Source organism: Frondihabitans sp. 762G35 (assembly GCF_002074055.1).
In the GTDB taxonomy this organism is placed as follows: domain Bacteria; phylum Actinomycetota; class Actinomycetes; order Actinomycetales; family Microbacteriaceae; genus Frondihabitans.
On sequence record NZ_CP014619.1, the window covers coordinates 2,805,960 to 2,822,857 of the forward strand.

The following is a 16,898-nucleotide window of genomic DNA, read 5'->3' on the forward strand; positions in this document are numbered from 1 at the left end:
CCGGCGGCGCTACGCCTCGCGCGTGATCTCGACGGTCACGAACAGCTTCGACGTCCGGCTGCCGCCGTAGACACCGCGCAGCGGCGGCACGTCGTTGTAGTCGCGACCGTGACCGACGACGACGTGCCGCTCACCGATGTCGATGAGGTTCGTCGGGTCGAAACCGGTCCAGTTCCCGCAGAAGTACTCCACCCACGCGTGCGACTCTCCGACGATCGTCTCGCGCAGTTCCGCGGAGGGTTTCGGGTGGAGGTAGCCGGAGACGTACCGGGCGGGGATCCCCGCCGACCGCAGCGCTCCGAGGGTGATGTGGGCGATGTCCTGGCAGACGCCGGCCTTCGCCTCCCACGCCTCGGACGCCGTCGACTTCACGTTGGTGACGCCTCGGAGGTACTGCACGCGGTCGCCGATGACCTCGCAGATGGCGAGGGCGGCGTCGCACGGCCTGGAGGTCGCGGCCACGGCATCCTGCGCGATCGCCCTGACCTCGGCCGGGGGTTCCGTGAGCGGCGTCTGCTCGAGCTGCTCGACGAACTCGGCTCGGCGCGACGCCGCGTCGGCGAGCTGGTCCCAGGTCAGATCGTGGGCGGGATGCCCGACCGACCGCACCTCGATGAGCGACGTCGCCGTCAGCGAGAGCTGCCGATGCGGCTGGAGCACCTCGAACGACGACACCCGCGTGCCCCAGTAGTCGAGGTAGTCGTGGGCGCCGGAGTTCGGCTCGATTCGGAGGTTCGACGACAGCACGAACTGGTTCTCGGTCGAGGCGGGCAGCATGCGGGCCTCGTTGTAGCTCGCCTTCGCCTCGCCCTCGTACTGGAAGCCCGTGACGTGCCGGATCCGGAGACGGCTCACGAGCGTTCCCCCACCCAGGTCGGGGCGGCGGAGGTCGGGAAGTAGCGCTGGCGGATCGCCTCCGACGCGGCGGAGGTGGCCGACTGGACCGCGTCCATGTGGCCGGGCAGGTCGTCGAGGATCTCGGTGATCGGCTTGTACTCCAGCTCGCTCCGCATCTGGCCGAGGATACGCACCCCGGCGTCGCTCGACGCGGTCCGCGCCGTGTTCGGGTCGACCTCGCGGAGGCAGGTCTCCGCCCGCGAGATCGCGAAGAGCACGCTCCGCGGGAAGAGCCGGTCGAGCAGGAGGAACTCGGCGGCGTTGCGGGCGCTCGGCACCCCGCGGTAGGTGCGGAGGTACGCCTCGTACGCGCCGACGGACCGCAGAATCGTCGTCCACGACGGCCCCGACGCCTCCGTCAGCGTCCTGGTCGCGAGCAGCCTCGCGGTCATGTCGGCCCGCTCGATGCTGCGGCCCAGGGTGAAGAACTGCCAGACCTCGTCGCGGCTCGTCGCCGACTCGATGATCCCGACGGCGAGCGCGCTCCGCTCCCGGACCCAGGCGAAGAACTCGTGGACCTTGTCGCTCGACACCTTCCTGGGCATCCGGGCCCGCGTGGTGTTGAGGCACTCCCAGAGCTCGGTCGAGACGATCTCGCGGGCCCGCCGGGCGTTCTCCCGCGCGGCTCCGAGCGAGAACGCGATGGAGGCCGAGTTGTGGCGGTCGACGGCGAGCATCGAGAGGACGTCGCTCCGGGTGATCTCCACCCCCTCGGGGGCGTCGGAGCCCATGACGCTGAGGAGGCTCCGACAGGCGGCGTCCTCCTCGACCCACGGGTCCTCGAGGAGGAGCTGGAGGTGGACGTCGAGGATGCGGGCGGTCCCGTCGGCGCGCTCGATGTAGCGGCCGATCCAGAACAGGCTCTCGGCGATGCGGCTCAGCATGATTCCCTCTCCCCGTGCGAGATCGACGCGCTCGGGCTCTCCTCCGGCCCCTCGGGGCCCCGTCGCTGGTGCTGCTGTTGTTGCTGTTCCTGTTCGCTCCGCCACTGGTGCGGCCCCGGGAGCTGCGCCTGCTGCTGCTGCGACTGCTGATCCTGCTGGGGGTCGTCCTGCGGGGACTGGTCGGGCACGTGGTCCGCGGCGATGATCGGGATGGACGCGGTCGGAGTCGCCTGCTCGCCCACGAGCATCCCGACCCCCTGCGTCGCGACCCAGGTGCCGGCGTCGACGCCGACGACCCAGGTGTCCTTCGATCCGCCGCCCTGGCTGGAGTTGACGACGAGCTGCCCCTCGGGAAGCGCCACGCGGGTGAGACCGCCGGGCAGCACCCAGATGTCGTCGCCGTCGTTCACGGCGAAGGGGCGGAGATCGGCGTGCCGAGGGCGGAGCCCGTCGTCGACGAGGGTCGGGATCGTGGAGAGCTGGACCACGGGCTGCGCGATCCAGCCGCGCGGGTCCTCCCGGAGGCGGCTGCGCAGGTCGTCGAGCTCCCGCTTCGAGGCGGCCGGTCCGACGACCAGCCCCTTGCCCCCGGAGCCGTCGACGGGCTTCACGACGAGCTCGTCGAGGCGGTCGAGCACCTCCTCGAGCGCGCCCGGATCCTCGAGCCGCCAGGTGTCGACGTTGGGCAGGAGCGCCTCCTCCCCGAGGTAGTAGCGGATCAGGTCGGGGAGATACGTGTAGACGAGCTTGTCGTCGGCGACGCCGTTCCCGACCGCATTCGCGATCGTGACCGTGCCGAGCCGGGCGGCCATCAGGAGCCCCGGGGAGCCGAGCACGGAGTCGGCGCGGAACTGCAGCGGGTCGAGGAACTCGTCGTCGACGCGCCGGTAGATGACGTCGACCCGCTGGGGTCCCGCCGTGGTGCGCATCCAGACGCGGCCGCCCGAGCAGTAGAGGTCGCGGCCTTCGACGAGCTCCACGCCCATCAGGCGCGCCAGCAGCGTGTGCTCGTAGTAGGCGGAGTTGAACACGCCCGGGGTGAGGACGACGACGGTGGGATCCTCGACGCCGACGGGTGCGCTCTTGCGGAGCGCGTGCAGGAGCCGGTTCGGGTAGTCGCCCACCGGCCGCACCCGCATCGAGACGAAGAGCTCGGGTAGCGTCTGGGCCATGACGCGCCGGTTCGAGATCACGTAGCTGACGCCGCTCGGCACGCGCACGTTGTCCTCGAGCACGCGCCACGCGCCGACCTCGTCCCGGATGAGGTCGATGCCGGACACCTGGATCCGGACCCCGTTGGCCGGGTCGATGCCCGCGGCCTGACGGTGGAAGTGGTTCGACGAGGTGATGAGGGACGCGGGGATCACCCCGTCGGCGACGGCCCGCTGCGGACCGTAGATGTCGGCGAGGAACGCCTCCAGCGCCCGGACCCGCTGCTTGACGCCGGCCTCGACGTCGACCCACTCGGCCTGCGCGATCACGCGCGGCACGGCGTCGAGGGGGAACGGGCGCTCCTCGCCGGCGAAGTCGAACGTCACCCCCTGCGCCAGGTAGGAGTTGGCCAGCGCCTCGGTCCGGCCCCGGAGCTCGTCCTGGGTCATCGTGTCGAGTGCGGCGTGGATCTCGCGGTACATGTCGCGCGGTCGGCCCTGGGCCTGGAACATCTCGTCCCACGCCTCCGGCCCGCGCCGCCGGACACTGCTGTTCGAGACGCCCGCGTATCCGTCGAAGAGGTCACCCATGTGACGAACCTAGGCCCGCGGTGTTGCGGCGGTGTTTCGGGCGGTGGGCCGGGATGTGACGGAGTGCGCTGCGCGACCGCAGGATGCCCGGCCTCTGTACCCCGAATGGCGTCCCCCTGGGAGACTCCCGCCCGCCTGTGGGTACTGTTCCCTGAGTATTAGCCGCAGTCCGACTGGGAGGACCTCAATGCGACCGAAATTCTTCATCATCCTGCTGATCGCCTTCATCGCCTATCTTCTGGGCGCGAAGGCCGGCACCTCTCGCTACAAGGAGATCACGAGCGCGTTCTCGTCGGTCTGGAACGACCCCAAGGTCAAGAAGGCCCGCAAGCAGGCCAAGAAGGACGTGGCCAAGGGCCGCAAGCTCGCCGCCAAGCAGGCCAAGCGCCGCTTCTCCTGACCATCCATCGCTCCATCACCACTTACTAACACTTCAGAACGGAACTCATCATGGGCATCATCTCCTTCCTCATCTTCGGCCTCATCGCCGGCGTCGTCGCCAAGCTCATCCTCCCCGGCAAGCAGGTCGGCGGCTGGTTCCTGACGCTGATCTTCGGCGTCATCGGCGCCTTCCTCGGCGGCTTCATCGGCAGCCTGATCTTCAAGCAGGACTTCGCCACGTGGAGCATCGCGAACTTCCTGCTCAGCGTCGTCGGCGCCATCATCGTCCTGCTCATCGTCGGCGCCCTCACGCGCCGCGGGAGCCGCGCGTAGCACCAGCGCCTCGCGCGACGGAGAGGCCCCGCACACCGATCGGTGTGCGGGGCCTCTCCGTCTGCTGCGGGCCGGGCGCCCGTCGGAGCCCGGTGGAACCCGTCAGACGAGCAGGTCGAGCGAGACCTGCCAGAGCCGCTCGGCCGACTCCTGGTCGAGCGCGTACTCCTTCACACCGCGCATCGGCGTCTCGGGGTCGAAGGGCAGTGCTTCGTTCGCGTCCTCGAAGTAGCGACCCGTGACTCCTGCGGTCAGCGGCGAGGCCGCCACGACGACCGATGTCGACGCGCCCTGCTCCGGCGTCTTGAACGCCGGGTTGGGCTTGCCCTCGGCGTCGACCCAGCCCCGGTCGCGGATCTCCTGCTCGGGCATGTGCCGCTGCAGGTTGGTCATGATGCCGCCCGGGTGGACGGCGTTGGCCGTGATGCCGTCCGCCGCCCAGAGCCGTGCCGCCTCGACCGCGAACAGGACGTTGGCGGTCTTCGACTGGCCGTAGGCCACCCACGGGTCGTACTCGCGCCGCTCGAACATCAGGTCGTCGTAGTCGACGTCGGAGCGGAGGTGCCCGGTCGACGAGAGCGCCACGATGCGAGCCCCGTCGGCCGCCGCGAGCGCGTCGTGCAGGGCGATGGCGAGGGCGAGGTGGCCGAGGTGGTTGTTGGCGAACTGGAGCTCGTAGCCCCCGGGCGTCCTGGTGAGCGGCGTCGCCATGATCCCGGCGTTGTTGATCAGCATGTCGAGCGGACCCGACCAGCGCTCCCCGAAGGCCCTCAGGGTCGGCCGGTCGGAGAGGTCGAGGTAGGAGACGAGGACCCGGTCGGAGCCCGTGGTCGCGCGGATGTCCGCCGCGGCCCGCTCGCCCTGCTCGAGGGTGCGGACGCCCAGCGTGACCTCGGCTCCGGCCCCGGCGAGCGCCCGGGCCGTCTCGAGGCCGATGCCGGAGGCGCCGCCCGTGACGACGGCGCGCTTGCCCGTCAGGTCGACGCCCTCGAGAACCTCTCGGGCGGTGGTGGTCGCCCCGAAGGGCGTGGTCAGACGTGTCATGCAGCCGAGGTTAGCCCTCGGCGGGGCGTCAGGGGTCAGGAGCCGCCCCGGAGGCGGAGCGCCGCCCGGGGGCAGAGCGCCACGGCGTCGCGGGCGGCTTCCGTCAGGCGCGCCGGGACGGCGACGTCGGACCGCGAGGACGCGTCGCCGCGCCGCGCCAGCGGGTACCCCCACTCGTCCCGCTCGAGGAGTTCCGGGAGGAGTTCGGTGCAGAGCCCTCGCCCGTCGCAGAGGGTCCAGTCGATGTGGAGGGTCGCGGTGCCCGTCTCCGCAGCGCGGCGGCCGGCGCTCGGGGCGCTCATCGTCCCGACCCGATCCGTCGACCCGGGTGGGCCTCGCAGCGGCCGGCGAGGTGCGCCTGCACGTCGGAGGAGAAGACGGTGAGCGAGCTGAGCACGAGTCTCGCCGTCCCGTCGGGATGGTGGCAGGAGCCGCGGCCGGCGACGAGCGCCGCCAGCCGCCGCACCTCCCCCGGAAGCCAGGTCGATCGGTCGCCGGCGGCGAGGCGCGTGAGCACGTCCGCGAGCCGCGGGAGGCCGTTGGCGCAGGGTCCGCACTGGCGGGCCGACTGCGAGGCGAGGTACGTCGCGATCTCCGCTGACGCCTCCAGCCCGCACCGATCCGAGCCCAGTGCCATCAGGATGCCCGCACCGGGCGCCGCACCGAACGGGGCGAGTCCCTCGACCGACAGCGCCGTGTCGAGGCGCTCGGCCGGGAGCCAGGCGCCGTGGTAGCCGCCGACGAGCACGGCGCGGAGGCTGCGCGGAGGGGCTCCGGCCGCCGCGAGCGCCGACCCGACGCTCGCTCCGCCCGGGACCTCGAAGACCTGCGGGGTGGCGACGTCGCCGCTGACGGAGACGAGACGGGTCCCCGCCTCGTCGTCGGTGCCCTGCGAGCGGAACCAGGCCGCTCCGAAGCGGACGATGAGGGCGATGTGGGCCAGCGTCTCGACGTTCTGGACGAGGGTGGGACGCCCGCCGAGGCCGCTCTCCGCCATCCGGCGCACGTGGTCGCGCGGGATGGCCGGACCGCCTCCGACGGCGTTGACGACGGCCGTGGCCTCACCGGACAGGAAGGTCTCGGGGGCCTCGACGAGGCGGACGCCCCGGGCATCCTGCCGTTCGTCGACGGCACGGGCCACGGCGGCCAGCGAGGTCGAGGGCGCGTAGAGGACGGCGTCCTTCGTGCCGATCGACGCGGCGACGAGGAGGAGACCGTCGAGGATCAGGTGCGGGGCGGCACGGAGGAGGGTCTCGTCCTTGCGGCTCAGGGGCTCGCCCTCGGCGCCGTTGGCGATGACGACCGCTCTCCTGCGGAGTCGGCGCGCCGGGTCGTGCGCCGCCGACTCGGTGGCCGCGAGCTTCCGCCAGGTCGGGAACCCGGCGCCGCCCCGTCCGGCGAGGCCGGAGCGCTCGAGCTCGGCGAGGAGCACGGGCGTGTCGACGGAGCGCGGCGCCGGACCGAAGGCCGCGAGATGGGAGCCGAGGTGCGGGCCGTCGGCCGCGAAGAGGCGGCGGACGCCCTCGGGGCCGGCGACGACCGGGGGGACGGACTGGGTCATGGTCATGTGATCTCTCCGAGTCGGACGGTGCGGTACTCGATGAAGCGGGCGGACAGGCGCCAGCCGACAGCGGCGACCACCGCGACGACGCTCGCGGCGGCCAGGAGGAGGAACCAGCCCTCGCGCCCGTTGGTGCCGTTGCCGATGGCGTGGGCCAGGGCGATGGGCCAGAGCGCGTAGGTCGCCCAGTGGACGGCGCGGAACACCCGCGTCCCGATCCGGTTGCGCAGGAGGCTCGTGGCCACGATTACGAGGATCAGGTCGAACCCGAGCGTCCCGAGCCCCTGCCAGAACGGCTTGAACGCGCCGAAGAAGGGCACGACCGCGTCGAGGAGCGTGAGCTGCGCGTAGGGATCGAAGAGCAGGCTGACGATGTGGACGACGAGGAACAGCGTCGCCACGAGCGTGACGTTCCGGTGCACCAGGGTGACCGAGAACCGCGGCAGCCCGGGGAGGGGCCGGCCGGAGCGCGTGATGATGCCGAGAACGATCGACGCCGTGAAGAGCACGAGCGACGCGATGCCGGTGCCGCGGCCGAGGGCCCAGAGCGCCTCCTGCATCAACTCGCCTCTCGGAGGGACGACGCGGTCGCGTCGGAGTGCTGTCGACCGCGCGGTCTCTCGTCCGGCACGTCATCGGGCCAGCCGTTCAGGTGGATCACGTTGCCCCGGGCGTCGACGAGCCGGGCGGGCTCGCCCTGGCGGGTGAGCCAGTCGACCGCCCGGCGCCCCCGGACGACGGCCGCGGTCGAGAGGGTGTTCGCGCGGAAGCAGCTCGACGCCGCGACCGTGACGCTCCGCCAGACCGCCGGGGCCGCGAGGCCGAGGCGAGGGTCGAGGATGTGGTGCACCTGGCGGCCGTCGTGGATCCACCGGCGCTTCTGCGTGCTCGACGTCGCGACGGCGAAACCATCGGCCAGGGTGATGTCGGTCCGCGGATCCTGCGGGAGGTCCTGGACCGCGATCGACCAGCCCCCGTCGGGCGAGGTCCCGGCGGTCGCGATGTCCCCGCCCAGACTCATCAGGACGCCGCAGTGCAGCTCGTCGGCGATCGCCGTCGCGCAGAGGTCCGCGGCCACGGCCTTGGCCGTGGCGCCGAGGTCGAGCCGGATATCGTCGGGGACGGTCAGGATGCGGTCGCGGAGGGCGATGCGCGTCCAGCCCGGCTCGCGCGGGGTCGCGACCGACACCGAGAAGCCCGCCTCGTCGCCATGCTGCGCGCGCGGCAGCATCGTCAGGTCGCGGTCGTAGCCGAGTCCGTCGAGGACCGCCCCGAGCGTCGGGTCGACGTCGCCGTCCGTCTCGCGCGCGGCGACGAGAGAGCGCTCCACGAGGGTCGCCATCATCTCGCCGACCTCGACGCCGTGCGCGGCACGGCCGGCGAGGCGCCGGACCTCGGAGTCGTCGCGGAAACGGCTGGCGGCGAGTTCGACGTCGCGCAGGATGCGGTCGGCGATCCGGCGCGCACGGTCGATGCCGGCCGCGTCGGTGACGACGAGTCGGGCCGTCGTGCTCCACAGCGACCACTCCCGGGTGGCGCCTCGGGTCGTCGCACGGGTGGGGCGGGGGGAGGTCATGGGGTCTCCGGTCGGGTGCTGGATCGGTGCTGCTGGTCAGGAACCGGTGGTGGTCGCCTGCGACCCGCCGGAGGAGGAGCCGCCCGTGACGGGGCTCGTGGAGGTGCCGGAGTTCGTGCTCGAGCCGGTGCTGCCGGTGCTGCTCGACCCGTCGTCGCCGCTCGTACCGGTGCCGCTCGACCCGTCGTCTCCCGAGGTGCTGCTCGTCCCCGTCGAGGACGACGTCCCACCCGTGGTGGACGCGTTCGCCTTGTCGACGACCGACTCGTGCCAGACGACGACGCCGCTCACCGAGGCGATGGCCACGCCGAGGGCGCCGATGGCCGTGGTGACGGCCCGCGCCCTCTTCTTGCCGGTCTCTCTGATGTCCATGGGGTCCGCCTCTCGATTGCGATGGGTTCACTCTCCGTTCGCTCCCTTTCGGCCTCCTGTGCCCTTCCTATGCGCCCCATGACAGTTCGTTCGAGAACGTCCATGGGGCACAGGAAGTGCTCGGGAGGGAGGCGGGTGCCAAGGCGACCCGAGTAGGAATGGTGTGCGCCGCGACTCCTGCGCGCCCTCCCCCATCAGCGAAGGACCCCATGCCTCTCATCCGAATCGACCTCGTCGAGGGTCGCTCCGAAGACCAGATCACCGCCATCGGCGACACCCTCCAGAAGACGCTCGTCGAGGTCTACGGCCTGCCCGAGCGCGACCGGTTCCAGATCATCACCGAGCACCCGGCGAACCGCATCAACGCCCTCGACGTGGGTCTCGGGATCGAGCGCTCCGAGCACGTCGTCATCATCCAGATCTTCACGCAGGCCGGTCGCAGCGTCGACGAGAAGCAGGCGTTCTTCAAGGCCCTCGCCGACGGGCTCGAGACAGTCGGCGTCGCGGGGAGCGACCTCGTCATCGGTTTCGTGGAGAACACCGCGAACGACTGGTCGTTCGGCTACGGCCGCGCCCAGTACGTCACCGGCGAGCTGGCCAAGCCCGGAAGCTGAGCCCTAGCCGGCACGACGCGTCAGGCCCGCTGCCAGAGCGTGATCAGGCCACGGGCGTTGCGCGTCATGGCGAGGTAGTGCCCCACCACTCCGAGCACGAAGAGCGCGAAGCCGACTCCGACGAGCCCGGCCCGGAACGGCGGCACCGCCTCGCCGAACAGGATCATGAAGAGGCCGACGAAGGTCAGCGCGGTGCGGACCTTGCCCACCTTCGAGACCTTGACGTCGGGCGCCCCGTGGAAGGCCGCCACCGCCCAGGCGCCCGACAGCAAGTCGGGGATGAGCAGGATCACGACGAGCTGCCACGGCACGATCCCCGAGGCGGCGAACGCGGCCACGACGAAGACCACGGTCAGCCGGTCGGCGATCGGGTCGAGCCAGGCGCCGAGCGCCGACATCTGGTCGAAGCGGCGGGCGATGAACCCGTCGACGAAGTCGGTGAGGAACACCACGAGGAGCACGACGATCGCGGTCCGGTAATGCTCGACGACCAGCAGGATCCCGAACACCGGCAGCAGGAGGATGCGCACGGCCGACACGAGGTTCGGGATCGTCCGCCAGTCGTCCTCCTCGAACAGCCGGTGGCGGAGGCTGGTCGACGCCCCCTCCTGCTGCGGGGTCATCCCGGCGCGGGAGGTGTCGCCCAGCACGCGGCGCGGGCTTCCCGCGGGGAGCCGGAAGAGGAGCGCGCGACCGACGAGGTACACGATGCCGAGGGCCACGAGCAGGGCGACGACGGCCGCCCCCGTGATGCCCAGGTAGAGCGGCGCGACGTGGAACGAGGCGCGCGTCAGCACGCCGACCGCGACCCACAGCGCCGACCACGCGACGGCGGCGACGGCGCTGCCACGGAGGAAGGCGGAGAGAGGTGCGCCCGAGGCTCCTGCGGCCCACGGCGAGAGCTGCCGGGCCGTCGGGACGAGGCGGGTCAGCAGCACGGGGCCGCTGCCCCGGCGCGCGAGGACGTCGACGACGGCGTCCCAGTTGCCGGTGCCGAGACGGGCGACCGCCGCCGACGAGCGGAGGTGGGCGCCGCGAGTGCGGCCCGCCCGGTAGGCGAGACCGTCGCCCGCGAACCGCCCGACCGCGGCCGCGACGAAGAGCAGCAGGATGCCCGGGACCGTGTCGAGCGACGCCGCCCCGACGAGCACGACCGGCCCCGCGGGCACGAACACCGCCAGACCCAGCACCGTCTCGAGGAGCGCCACGACCAGCCCGATCACGACGACCAGCGCCACGGGGAGGGTCGCGGAGCCGTCACTCAGCCACTCGACGATGCTCACCCGACCATTCTCCCTGTGTCGGAGCGCGACCGGCGCCACCGCCCCGGACCGGGGCCAGCGTGTCGGTCACCGGTTCGGTACCGTGGGAGGGTCGAACCGGGAGGCGCATCATCGAGAACGTCGGCATCCTCGTCGTCGGGGGCGGGGCCATGGGCTCGGCCGCGACCTGGGCGCTCGCCCGCCGCGGGCGCGACGTCACCCTGGTCGAGCGCTTCGAGCCGGGCCACGTGCAGGGCGCCTCGCACGGCGAGTACCGCAACTTCAACGTCGCCTACGCCGAATCCGACTACGTCGACCTCCTCGTGGAGTCCCGGCGTCTCTGGGGCGAGCTCGAGGACGAGTCGGGATCGCGGCTCCTCGAGCTGGTGGGGCTCGTCAACCACGGACTGCCCTCGACGGCGCAGGGCCGCTTCCGGGCGGTCCACGCGGAGCTGGCGTCGCGGGGCATCCGGAGCGAGTTCCTCTCGGCCGCGGACGCCGCGGACCGCTGGCCCGGGTTCCGTTTCGACACCCCCGTCCTGTTCTCCCCCGAGTCGGGTCGCGTGAAGGCCGACGACTCGGTCGCCGCGCTCCAGCGCGCCGCCGTCGCGCGCGGAGCCGTCGTCCGGCACTCCACGCGGGCGCTGGGCCTCCGCACCCGCGACGACGACCTGGTCGAGGTCGACCTCGAGACGAGCGAGGGCCGCATCGAGACGGTCAGGGCGACGGGCGTCGTCGTCACCGTCGGCGCCTGGACCGAGAAGTTCGTCGGCCGGAGAGTCAGCCTGCCCCGGCTGGTCGTCACGCAGGAGCAGCCCGCCCACTTCGCACCGGCCGACTGGTCGGAGGCGGTCTGGCCGTCGTTCAACCACCTCCGACGCCCGTTCCCCTCGGACGACTACTGGTACAGCGACGTCTACGGCATGCTGACTCCCGGCGTCGGCATCAAGGTCGGCTGGCACGGCACCGGAGTGCCGATCGACCCCGACTCGCGCACCTTCCGCTCGGAGCCCGTGCAGCTGGCGGCGCTCCGCCGGTACGCCTCGGAGTGGCTCCCCGGAGTCGACGCCGACCGCTTCGACGAGATCAGCTGCACCTACACGTCGACCGACACGACCGACTTCGTCCTCGACCGCGTCGGGCCGATCACGGTGGGGGCAGGATTCTCGGGGCACGGGTTCAAGTTCACGCCGGCCGTCGGGCGGATCCTCGCCGACCTGGCCACGTCCGGTCAGCGGCCCGCGGCGCGCTTCGCGCTGGCACGGTAGCGCCGCTAGGCTGCCCCCGCTAGACCCTCGCGCTCGGCTGCCGCGGTGGTCCTAGGCGGGGTGCGGTGGCCGTGCGCGCGGGTTTAGCGGGCGTGCGGCCGCGAGTACTGCGTCAGGAGCATGTCGCCCGCGAGGAGCACGTGGTCGAGGCGGAGCTCCTGCAGGTCGACCGGGGGCACCCCCTCGGGGGCACGGTCGATCCGGGGACCCGCCCCGCCCTCGAGCGCCGGGCTGATCGTCAGGCAGAGCGCGTCGACGAGGTCGGCGGCCACGAGCGCCCCGAGGAGTCCCGGCCCGCCCTCGCAGTGGATCTGCGGCAGGCCGCGCGCGACCAGGGCGGCGACCAGCGACTCCTGATCGATCGTCGTCGCCCCGCAGGAGACGACGTCCGCGACCTCGGAGAGCGCGGCGCGACGCGCCGGATCGGCCGCGTCGTGGGTCAGCACGATCGGCCGCACCGGTGCCTTCGCGAACACGTCGCTCGCAGGATCGAGATCGAGACTCCCCGAGACGACGGCGAAGACGGGGTGCGGCGGGAGACCCCGCTCGACCCGCCACCGGGCGGCCTCGTCGGGCAGGCGCATCGCCCCGTAGCCCTCGGAGCGGACGGTGCCGGCGGCCACGAGCACGACGTCCGCGAGTCGGCGCAGCAGATCGAAGACGCGGAGGTCGGCCGGGCCGCCGAGCGCCGCCGTCAGCCCCTCGGCCGTGGCGGAGCCGTCGACGCTCGCCACGAAGTTGACGCGCAGGAACGGGGTGCGGCGGTCGGGACGGGCGTACAGGTCGAGGAGGTCGGCGTCGGTCAGGGCATCCTGCGGGCCGGAAGCCCCGCCGTCGCCGACCGGGCGCGCAGGATGCAGCTGCGCGATCGGCACCGGGGCGCTCACAGGTTGTGCACCGGGTCGACGGGCTCCCGCCAGCCGAGGATCGCCTCCACCATGCGCATCGCGTCGACCGCCTCCCGGACCTGGTGCATGCGGACGATCCGAGCCCCCAGCATCGCGCTGACGGTGGCCGCCGCGAGGGATCCGGCGAGGCGCTCGGGCTTGTCGCGCTGGAGGGACTCGCCGATGAAGTCCTTGTTCGACACGGCCGCGAGCGTCGGCAGGCCGATCGACGTGATCTCGTCCAGGCGCCGGGTGAGCTCCAGCGTCTGCACCGTGTTCTTGTTGAGGTCATGGCCCGGGTCGATGACGAGTCGCTCCTCCGGGATGCCGCGCGACAGGGCGAAGTCGACGCGCTCGCGCAGGAACGCCGCGATCTCCCCCGCGACGTCGTCGTAGTGCGGCCGCGGCGCGACCTGGCGGGGGGCGGCGAGGGAGTGCGTGATCACGAGGGTCGCGTCGCTCGCCGCCACGACGTCGGCGAGCCGGGGATCGTGGATTCCGGTGGTGTCGTTGATGACGGAGGCGCCCGCCTCGATGGCGGCCTCGGCCACCTCCGGGCGGAACGTGTCGACGGAGATCACGACGTCGGACTCCGCGGCGAGGGCCGCGACGACGGGCACCACGCGGTCGGCCTCCTCCGCAGCCGGCACCTCGGGGCCGGGCGCGAACTTCACGCCGCCGATGTCCACCCAGTCGGCGCCCTCGGCCGCGGCACGGACGGCCGCCTCGACGGCGCGGTCGAGCGCGAAGGTGGCGCCCTGGTCGAAGAACGAGTCGGGGGTGCGGTTGATGATCGCCATGACGGCGATCCGACGGTCGAAGTCGAAGGTCCGGCGTCCGATCGTGCGCACGGGGCTGCGGAGCTCCGGCAGGAGGAAGCCCGAGGGCCGCGACCCGACGGCGCCGTCAGCCACGCTCGGCTCCGGTCTCGGCGCGGGCTGCGTCGCCGCCTCGGGAGGCGGCGCCTCGCCCCGCACCGATGAGGGCGATCGCCTCGGCGCGGCCCGCCGGTTCGGCGAGGGATCCGCGGCTGGCGACCGTGACGGTGGTGCTGTGCGACTGGCGGGATCCCCGGGACGTCACGCAGCCGTGGGCGGCGTCCAGCACGACGAGCACGCCGCGCGGTTCGACGCCCTGCTGGAGGGCGTCGGCGATCTCCTCGCCGAGGCGCTCCTGCAGCTGGGGACGCGAGGCGAGCGCATCGACGAGGCCCGGGATGCGCCCGAGGCCGACGATCTTCTCCCCCGGGACGTAGGCCACGTGCGCGACGCCGAGGAACGGCAGGAGGTGGTGCTCGCAGACGGAGCGGAACTCGACGTCGCGGACGATCACGAGCTCCCCGAGCTCGCCGGGCTCGGCCGGAACGACCGCTCCGCGCAGGAGATCGAGGGGGTCGGTCGCCAGGCCGCCGAAGAACTCCGCGTAGGCGTCGGCGACGCGGCGGGGCGTGTCGACCAGACCCGACCGCGACGGATCGTCGCCGATGGCTCGCAGGATCTCGGCCACGGCCGCCTCGACACGGGGCCGATCGAACGCGGCTGGCTTCTCGACTGGGTCTGACATGGTCTCGCGTGTACCCTTTCGTGTACCCCGGGAGGGCGGGGCACTCGTCGGGAAGGGTACCCCCCGGAGCCGACCGTGGTCGTGGCGGTCGCTCGGTTCCGTGCCACTCGGCCCCGCCGGCGTCGCCGGCTCGCGCTCCACCGGGCGAGACTCCACAACACGCCGCTCACCTTCCGCGAAACGCGCCAAACGTGGAGTCTCGCGCCCACGCCGCACGCAGGCCTCGCGCTCCACCGGGCGAGACTCCACAACACGCCGCTCACCTTCGCCACAGGTGGCAAAACGTGGAGTCTCGCGCGCCGGGCGGCCCCGGGCCGAGCCGGGCGGCAGCGAACGCGCGGCGACGCCGGCCCGGGGCTCCTGCGCTGCTAGCGCCCCAGGACGAGGCGGTCGACGAACCCGCCGCCGAACTTGCCGTCGGGGTCGTGCTTCGCCACGAGGGCGCGGAAGTCACCGAGTCGCGGGTAGCGCGCCTCGACGTCGGCCGCCGAGATCGCGGAGACCTTGCCCCAGTGCGGCCGCGGTGTGAAGGGACGGAGCGCCTCCTCGATGTCGGGCAGGAGCGCGGTCACCTCCTCGACGTGCTTGGCCCAGGTGAAGTGGATCGCGAGCGAGTCGCGCCCCTGCGTCTCGCTGAGCCAGAAGTCGTCGGCCGCGATGGCGCGCAGCTCCGTCACCAGGAGGTGCGGCTGGATGCGGTCGCTCAGCGCGCGCACGGCGGCCAGCGCCTCCGACCCCTCGTCGAGCGAGACGAAGTACTCCGTCTGGATCTCGTCGCCGTTCGACGGCGTCCGATCGAGCCGGAAGTGCGGCAGGCGCTCGGCCCAGGATCCGACCGAGCCGTCCATGGGGGTCGTGTTGTCGTCTTCGCTGACGAAGGCGACGCGGTTCGCGTGCCGCTTGGCGCCACGGATCTCGTCGGGCACGTCGATGTCGGCCTGCCCCTCGGGGATCCGCGACTTCACCCACATCTGCGTGATGTCGTCGCCGTAGACCGTGAAGAGGCTGGTGCTGTAGCCGAGGCTCATCAGCTCGCGGACGCCGGCGCCCTCGAGGGCCGACCACGGGACGCCGAGGTAGACGTCCTGGCGGACGCGGTAGCTGGGCTGCACGTCGAGCGTGACCCGGGTCACGACGCCGAGGGCACCGAGGTGGACGACGCTGCCGGCGAACTCGGCGTCGCCCCGGGAGACCGTGCGCAGGGAGCCGTCCGCTCCGACGAACTCGAGGGCGCGGATCGCCGTCGAGAGCGAGCCGTTCGCGGCGCCCGAGCCGTGGGTGCCCGTCGCCGTCGCGCCTCCCACCGAGATGTGCGGGAGCGAGCCCATGTTGTGGAGGGCGAGGCCCTCCTCCTCGAGCGCCAGGGCGAGGATGCCATAGCGCGTGCCGGCCCCGACGGTGACGGAGCTGCGGTCGGGCGCGATGACGATGTCGGCGGGGATCTCGGTGGTGCTCACGAGCACCCCGGGGCCGTCGGCCACGTCGTTGAAGGAGTGCCGGGTGCCGAGGGCGCGGATCTTCGGCTCGGTGGCCACCGCCTCCTGCAGTTCGGAAACGGATCGGGGCTGCAGGATGCGCGTGGCGCCGTACACGTGCGTGCCGGCCCAGTTCTGCTCGCGCTCAGCGGTGAACGTCATGACTCCACTGTGCCACGCACCACCGTCAGCGCGAAAGGGTAATTGTTGATTTGTCCAACAAATTAGGCCGGCAGGATGCTCGGGGCCGGGAGACTCCACGATTGGCCACGTTCCGCGAAAGTGAGCGGCGTGTCGTGGAGTCTCGCGCGGGCGCGGGCGCGTCAGAGCGCGACGAACACCGGCCCGGGCTCCTGCGCGACGCGCCCACCGACCTCGATGAAGCCCCCGTCGAGCACGCGGGTGCGGATCCGCGACCCTCGCCCCTGCTCGATGTCGAGGTCGCGCCCGAGCCTGTCGGTCAGGCGGACGGCCGCGGCTCCGGTCGCCTCGTCCTCGGCGATGCCGAACGCGGGCGCGAACATCCGCGAGCGCAGGATGCCCCGCCCCTCGTCCATCCACGCCCAGGCGTAGTGGTGCCCCGACGTGAAGTCGGCGGGCTCGAGCGCTTCGACGTCGACCGCCGATGCGAGGTCGTGCCACTCGAACTCCGGCGTCCAGGACGCCCGTCCCGTGACCCACGCCACGTCGCCGTCGAACCGCACCGCGACGTCGCCGGCCGGAACCCGCAGAACCTCGACGGGTGTCCCGCGTTGACGCAGCCACCAGGCCGTACCGACCGTCGGATGCCCGGCGAACGGCAGCTCGGCCGCGGGCGTGAAGATGCGGATGCGCGCGGCTCCGGTCCCGACCTCGTCGAGGAACACCGTCTCGCTGAACCCGAGCCGCGCGGCGATCTCCTGCTCGTGCCCGCGCGTCGCCCCCTCGGACTCGACGAGGCCGAGTTCGTTGCCGAGACGGCCGTCGTCGGTGGTGAAGACGCGGACGACGTGGACGGGGATGCTCGCTGCGGTCATCCCCTCAGCGTGGCACACGGCCC

At 72.4% G+C, this 16,898-nt stretch carries 19 protein-coding genes; 4 read left to right on the forward strand and 15 right to left on the reverse strand.

All coding sequences use genetic code 11. The features are described 5' to 3' along the window. Nucleotides 1–9 precede the first annotated feature (9 nt). The 3 genes from AS850_RS13285 to AS850_RS13295 are packed head-to-tail and all read right to left on the reverse strand — an operon-like array spanning nt 10 to nt 3,523. Nucleotides 10–855: a transglutaminase family protein gene (locus AS850_RS13285; RefSeq protein ID WP_119869547.1), complete on the reverse strand. Its 846-nt coding sequence runs from the start codon at nt 853–855 to the stop codon at nt 10–12. After that, the gene (locus AS850_RS13290) at nt 852–1,781 is read right to left on the reverse strand and encodes an alpha-E domain-containing protein (RefSeq protein WP_119869548.1); all 930 of its coding nucleotides are present in this window, start codon (nt 1,779–1,781) and stop codon (nt 852–854) included. Before AS850_RS13290 ends, AS850_RS13285 begins: the two co-directional genes overlap by 4 nt. After that, nucleotides 1,775–3,523, reverse strand: coding sequence for a circularly permuted type 2 ATP-grasp protein (locus AS850_RS13295; protein WP_119869549.1), 1,749 nt, complete (start codon nt 3,521–3,523; stop codon nt 1,775–1,777). The genes AS850_RS13290 and AS850_RS13295 overlap by 7 nt, the downstream gene beginning before the upstream one ends. Before the next feature lie 187 nt (nt 3,524–3,710). On the opposite strand from AS850_RS13295, the gene AS850_RS13300 reads away from it, so the two are divergent. Beyond that, entirely contained in the window at nt 3,711–3,923 is a 213-nt protein-coding gene (locus AS850_RS13300; RefSeq protein ID WP_119869550.1) for a hypothetical protein, read from the forward strand. Between the two features lie 50 nt (nt 3,924–3,973). After that, nucleotides 3,974–4,237: a GlsB/YeaQ/YmgE family stress response membrane protein gene (locus AS850_RS13305; RefSeq protein WP_119869551.1), complete on the forward strand. Its 264-nt coding sequence runs from the start codon at nt 3,974–3,976 to the stop codon at nt 4,235–4,237. 102 nt (nt 4,238–4,339) lie between these two features. On the opposite strand, the gene AS850_RS13310 is transcribed toward AS850_RS13305, so the two are convergent. From AS850_RS13310 to AS850_RS13335, 6 genes are read right to left on the reverse strand one after another with little or no spacing between them, the layout of a single operon-like run. Continuing rightward, nucleotides 4,340–5,281 (reverse strand): SDR family NAD(P)-dependent oxidoreductase, encoded by a 942-nt coding sequence (locus AS850_RS13310; protein ID WP_119869552.1) that lies wholly within the window; start codon nt 5,279–5,281, stop codon nt 4,340–4,342. Between the two features lie 35 nt (nt 5,282–5,316). Next, nucleotides 5,317–5,583, reverse strand: coding sequence for a ferredoxin (locus AS850_RS13315; RefSeq protein WP_119869553.1), 267 nt, complete (start codon nt 5,581–5,583; stop codon nt 5,317–5,319). Beyond that, nucleotides 5,580–6,848: an NADH-ubiquinone oxidoreductase-F iron-sulfur binding region domain-containing protein gene (locus AS850_RS13320; RefSeq protein WP_216819764.1), complete on the reverse strand. Its 1,269-nt coding sequence runs from the start codon at nt 6,846–6,848 to the stop codon at nt 5,580–5,582. The genes AS850_RS13315 and AS850_RS13320 overlap by 4 nt, the downstream gene beginning before the upstream one ends. Next, nucleotides 6,845–7,402, reverse strand: a complete 558-nt coding sequence (locus AS850_RS13325; RefSeq protein ID WP_119869555.1) for a ferric reductase-like transmembrane domain-containing protein — start codon at nt 7,400–7,402, stop codon at nt 6,845–6,847. The genes AS850_RS13320 and AS850_RS13325 overlap by 4 nt, the downstream gene beginning before the upstream one ends. Further along, on the reverse strand, nt 7,402–8,418 hold the full coding sequence (locus tag AS850_RS13330) for an FAD:protein FMN transferase (protein ID WP_119869556.1): 1,017 nt from the start codon (nt 8,416–8,418) through the stop codon (nt 7,402–7,404). Before AS850_RS13330 ends, AS850_RS13325 begins: the two co-directional genes overlap by 1 nt. Nucleotides 8,419–8,454: 36 nt before the next feature. Further along, the gene (locus AS850_RS13335; protein ID WP_119869557.1) at nt 8,455–8,790 is read right to left on the reverse strand and encodes a hypothetical protein; all 336 of its coding nucleotides are present in this window, start codon (nt 8,788–8,790) and stop codon (nt 8,455–8,457) included. Between the two features lie 209 nt (nt 8,791–8,999). Between AS850_RS13335 and AS850_RS13340 the strand changes: the two genes are divergently transcribed. Further along, a complete protein-coding gene (locus tag AS850_RS13340; RefSeq protein ID WP_119869558.1) occupies nt 9,000–9,404 on the forward strand; it encodes a tautomerase family protein in 405 nt (134 codons plus the stop codon). A gap of 20 nt (nt 9,405–9,424) precedes the next feature. Here AS850_RS13340 and AS850_RS13345 read toward each other — a convergent pair whose 3' ends face one another. Further along, entirely contained in the window at nt 9,425–10,687 is a 1,263-nt protein-coding gene (locus tag AS850_RS13345) for a CDP-alcohol phosphatidyltransferase family protein (protein ID WP_164088461.1), read from the reverse strand. A gap of 149 nt (nt 10,688–10,836) precedes the next feature. Between AS850_RS13345 and AS850_RS13350 the strand changes: the two genes are divergently transcribed. Continuing rightward, nucleotides 10,837–11,934: an FAD-dependent oxidoreductase gene (locus AS850_RS13350; protein WP_236940933.1), complete on the forward strand. Its 1,098-nt coding sequence runs from the start codon at nt 10,837–10,839 to the stop codon at nt 11,932–11,934. An 83-nt stretch (nt 11,935–12,017) separates the two neighbouring features. Here the strand turns inward: AS850_RS13350 and AS850_RS13355 are convergent, their stop codons facing one another. From AS850_RS13355 to AS850_RS13375, 5 genes are all read right to left on the reverse strand, one after another. Further along, nucleotides 12,018–12,809, reverse strand: coding sequence for a pyrimidine reductase family protein (locus tag AS850_RS13355; RefSeq protein ID WP_236940723.1), 792 nt, complete (start codon nt 12,807–12,809; stop codon nt 12,018–12,020). An 8-nt stretch (nt 12,810–12,817) separates the two neighbouring features. Further along, nucleotides 12,818–13,735, reverse strand: coding sequence for a dihydropteroate synthase (gene folP, locus AS850_RS13360; protein ID WP_236940724.1), 918 nt, complete (start codon nt 13,733–13,735; stop codon nt 12,818–12,820). After that, complete coding sequence (gene folE, locus AS850_RS13365; RefSeq protein WP_119869560.1) at nt 13,728–14,384, reverse strand: GTP cyclohydrolase I; 657 nt, start codon at nt 14,382–14,384, stop codon at nt 13,728–13,730. The genes folP and folE overlap by 8 nt, the downstream gene beginning before the upstream one ends. 368 nt (nt 14,385–14,752) lie before the next feature. Next, nucleotides 14,753–16,021 (reverse strand): FAD-binding protein, encoded by a 1,269-nt coding sequence (locus AS850_RS13370; protein ID WP_119869561.1) that lies wholly within the window; start codon nt 16,019–16,021, stop codon nt 14,753–14,755. A gap of 161 nt (nt 16,022–16,182) precedes the next feature. Beyond that, nucleotides 16,183–16,875 (reverse strand): PhzF family phenazine biosynthesis protein, encoded by a 693-nt coding sequence (locus AS850_RS13375; RefSeq protein ID WP_119869562.1) that lies wholly within the window; start codon nt 16,873–16,875, stop codon nt 16,183–16,185. Nucleotides 16,876–16,898 lie beyond the last annotated feature (23 nt).

What these genes read in the sequence shown, in the direction of transcription:
- AS850_RS13335 (WP_119869557.1), bottom strand. Translation starts at nt 8,790, where the DNA reads ATGGACATCAGAGAGACCGGCAAGAAGAGGGCGCGGGCCGTCACCACG.
- AS850_RS13350 (WP_236940933.1), top strand. Translation starts at nt 10,837, where the DNA reads ATGGGCTCGGCCGCGACCTGGGCGCTCGCCCGCCGCGGGCGCGACGTC.
- AS850_RS13370 (WP_119869561.1), bottom strand. Translation starts at nt 16,021, where the DNA reads ATGACGTTCACCGCTGAGCGCGAGCAGAACTGGGCCGGCACGCACGTG.
- AS850_RS13290 (WP_119869548.1), bottom strand. Translation starts at nt 1,781, where the DNA reads ATGCTGAGCCGCATCGCCGAGAGCCTGTTCTGGATCGGCCGCTACATC.
- AS850_RS13320 (WP_216819764.1), bottom strand. Translation starts at nt 6,848, where the DNA reads ATGACCATGACCCAGTCCGTCCCCCCGGTCGTCGCCGGCCCCGAGGGC.
- AS850_RS13375 (WP_119869562.1), bottom strand. Translation starts at nt 16,875, where the DNA reads ATGACCGCAGCGAGCATCCCCGTCCACGTCGTCCGCGTCTTCACCACC.
- AS850_RS13305 (WP_119869551.1), top strand. Translation starts at nt 3,974, where the DNA reads ATGGGCATCATCTCCTTCCTCATCTTCGGCCTCATCGCCGGCGTCGTC.
- AS850_RS13315 (WP_119869553.1), bottom strand. Translation starts at nt 5,583, where the DNA reads ATGAGCGCCCCGAGCGCCGGCCGCCGCGCTGCGGAGACGGGCACCGCG.
- folE (WP_119869560.1), bottom strand. Translation starts at nt 14,384, where the DNA reads ATGTCAGACCCAGTCGAGAAGCCAGCCGCGTTCGATCGGCCCCGTGTC.
- AS850_RS13310 (WP_119869552.1), bottom strand. Translation starts at nt 5,281, where the DNA reads ATGACACGTCTGACCACGCCCTTCGGGGCGACCACCACCGCCCGAGAG.
- AS850_RS13340 (WP_119869558.1), top strand. Translation starts at nt 9,000, where the DNA reads ATGCCTCTCATCCGAATCGACCTCGTCGAGGGTCGCTCCGAAGACCAG.
- AS850_RS13325 (WP_119869555.1), bottom strand. Translation starts at nt 7,402, where the DNA reads ATGCAGGAGGCGCTCTGGGCCCTCGGCCGCGGCACCGGCATCGCGTCG.
- AS850_RS13300 (WP_119869550.1), top strand. Translation starts at nt 3,711, where the DNA reads ATGCGACCGAAATTCTTCATCATCCTGCTGATCGCCTTCATCGCCTAT.
- AS850_RS13330 (WP_119869556.1), bottom strand. Translation starts at nt 8,418, where the DNA reads ATGACCTCCCCCCGCCCCACCCGTGCGACGACCCGAGGCGCCACCCGG.
- AS850_RS13295 (WP_119869549.1), bottom strand. Translation starts at nt 3,523, where the DNA reads ATGGGTGACCTCTTCGACGGATACGCGGGCGTCTCGAACAGCAGTGTC.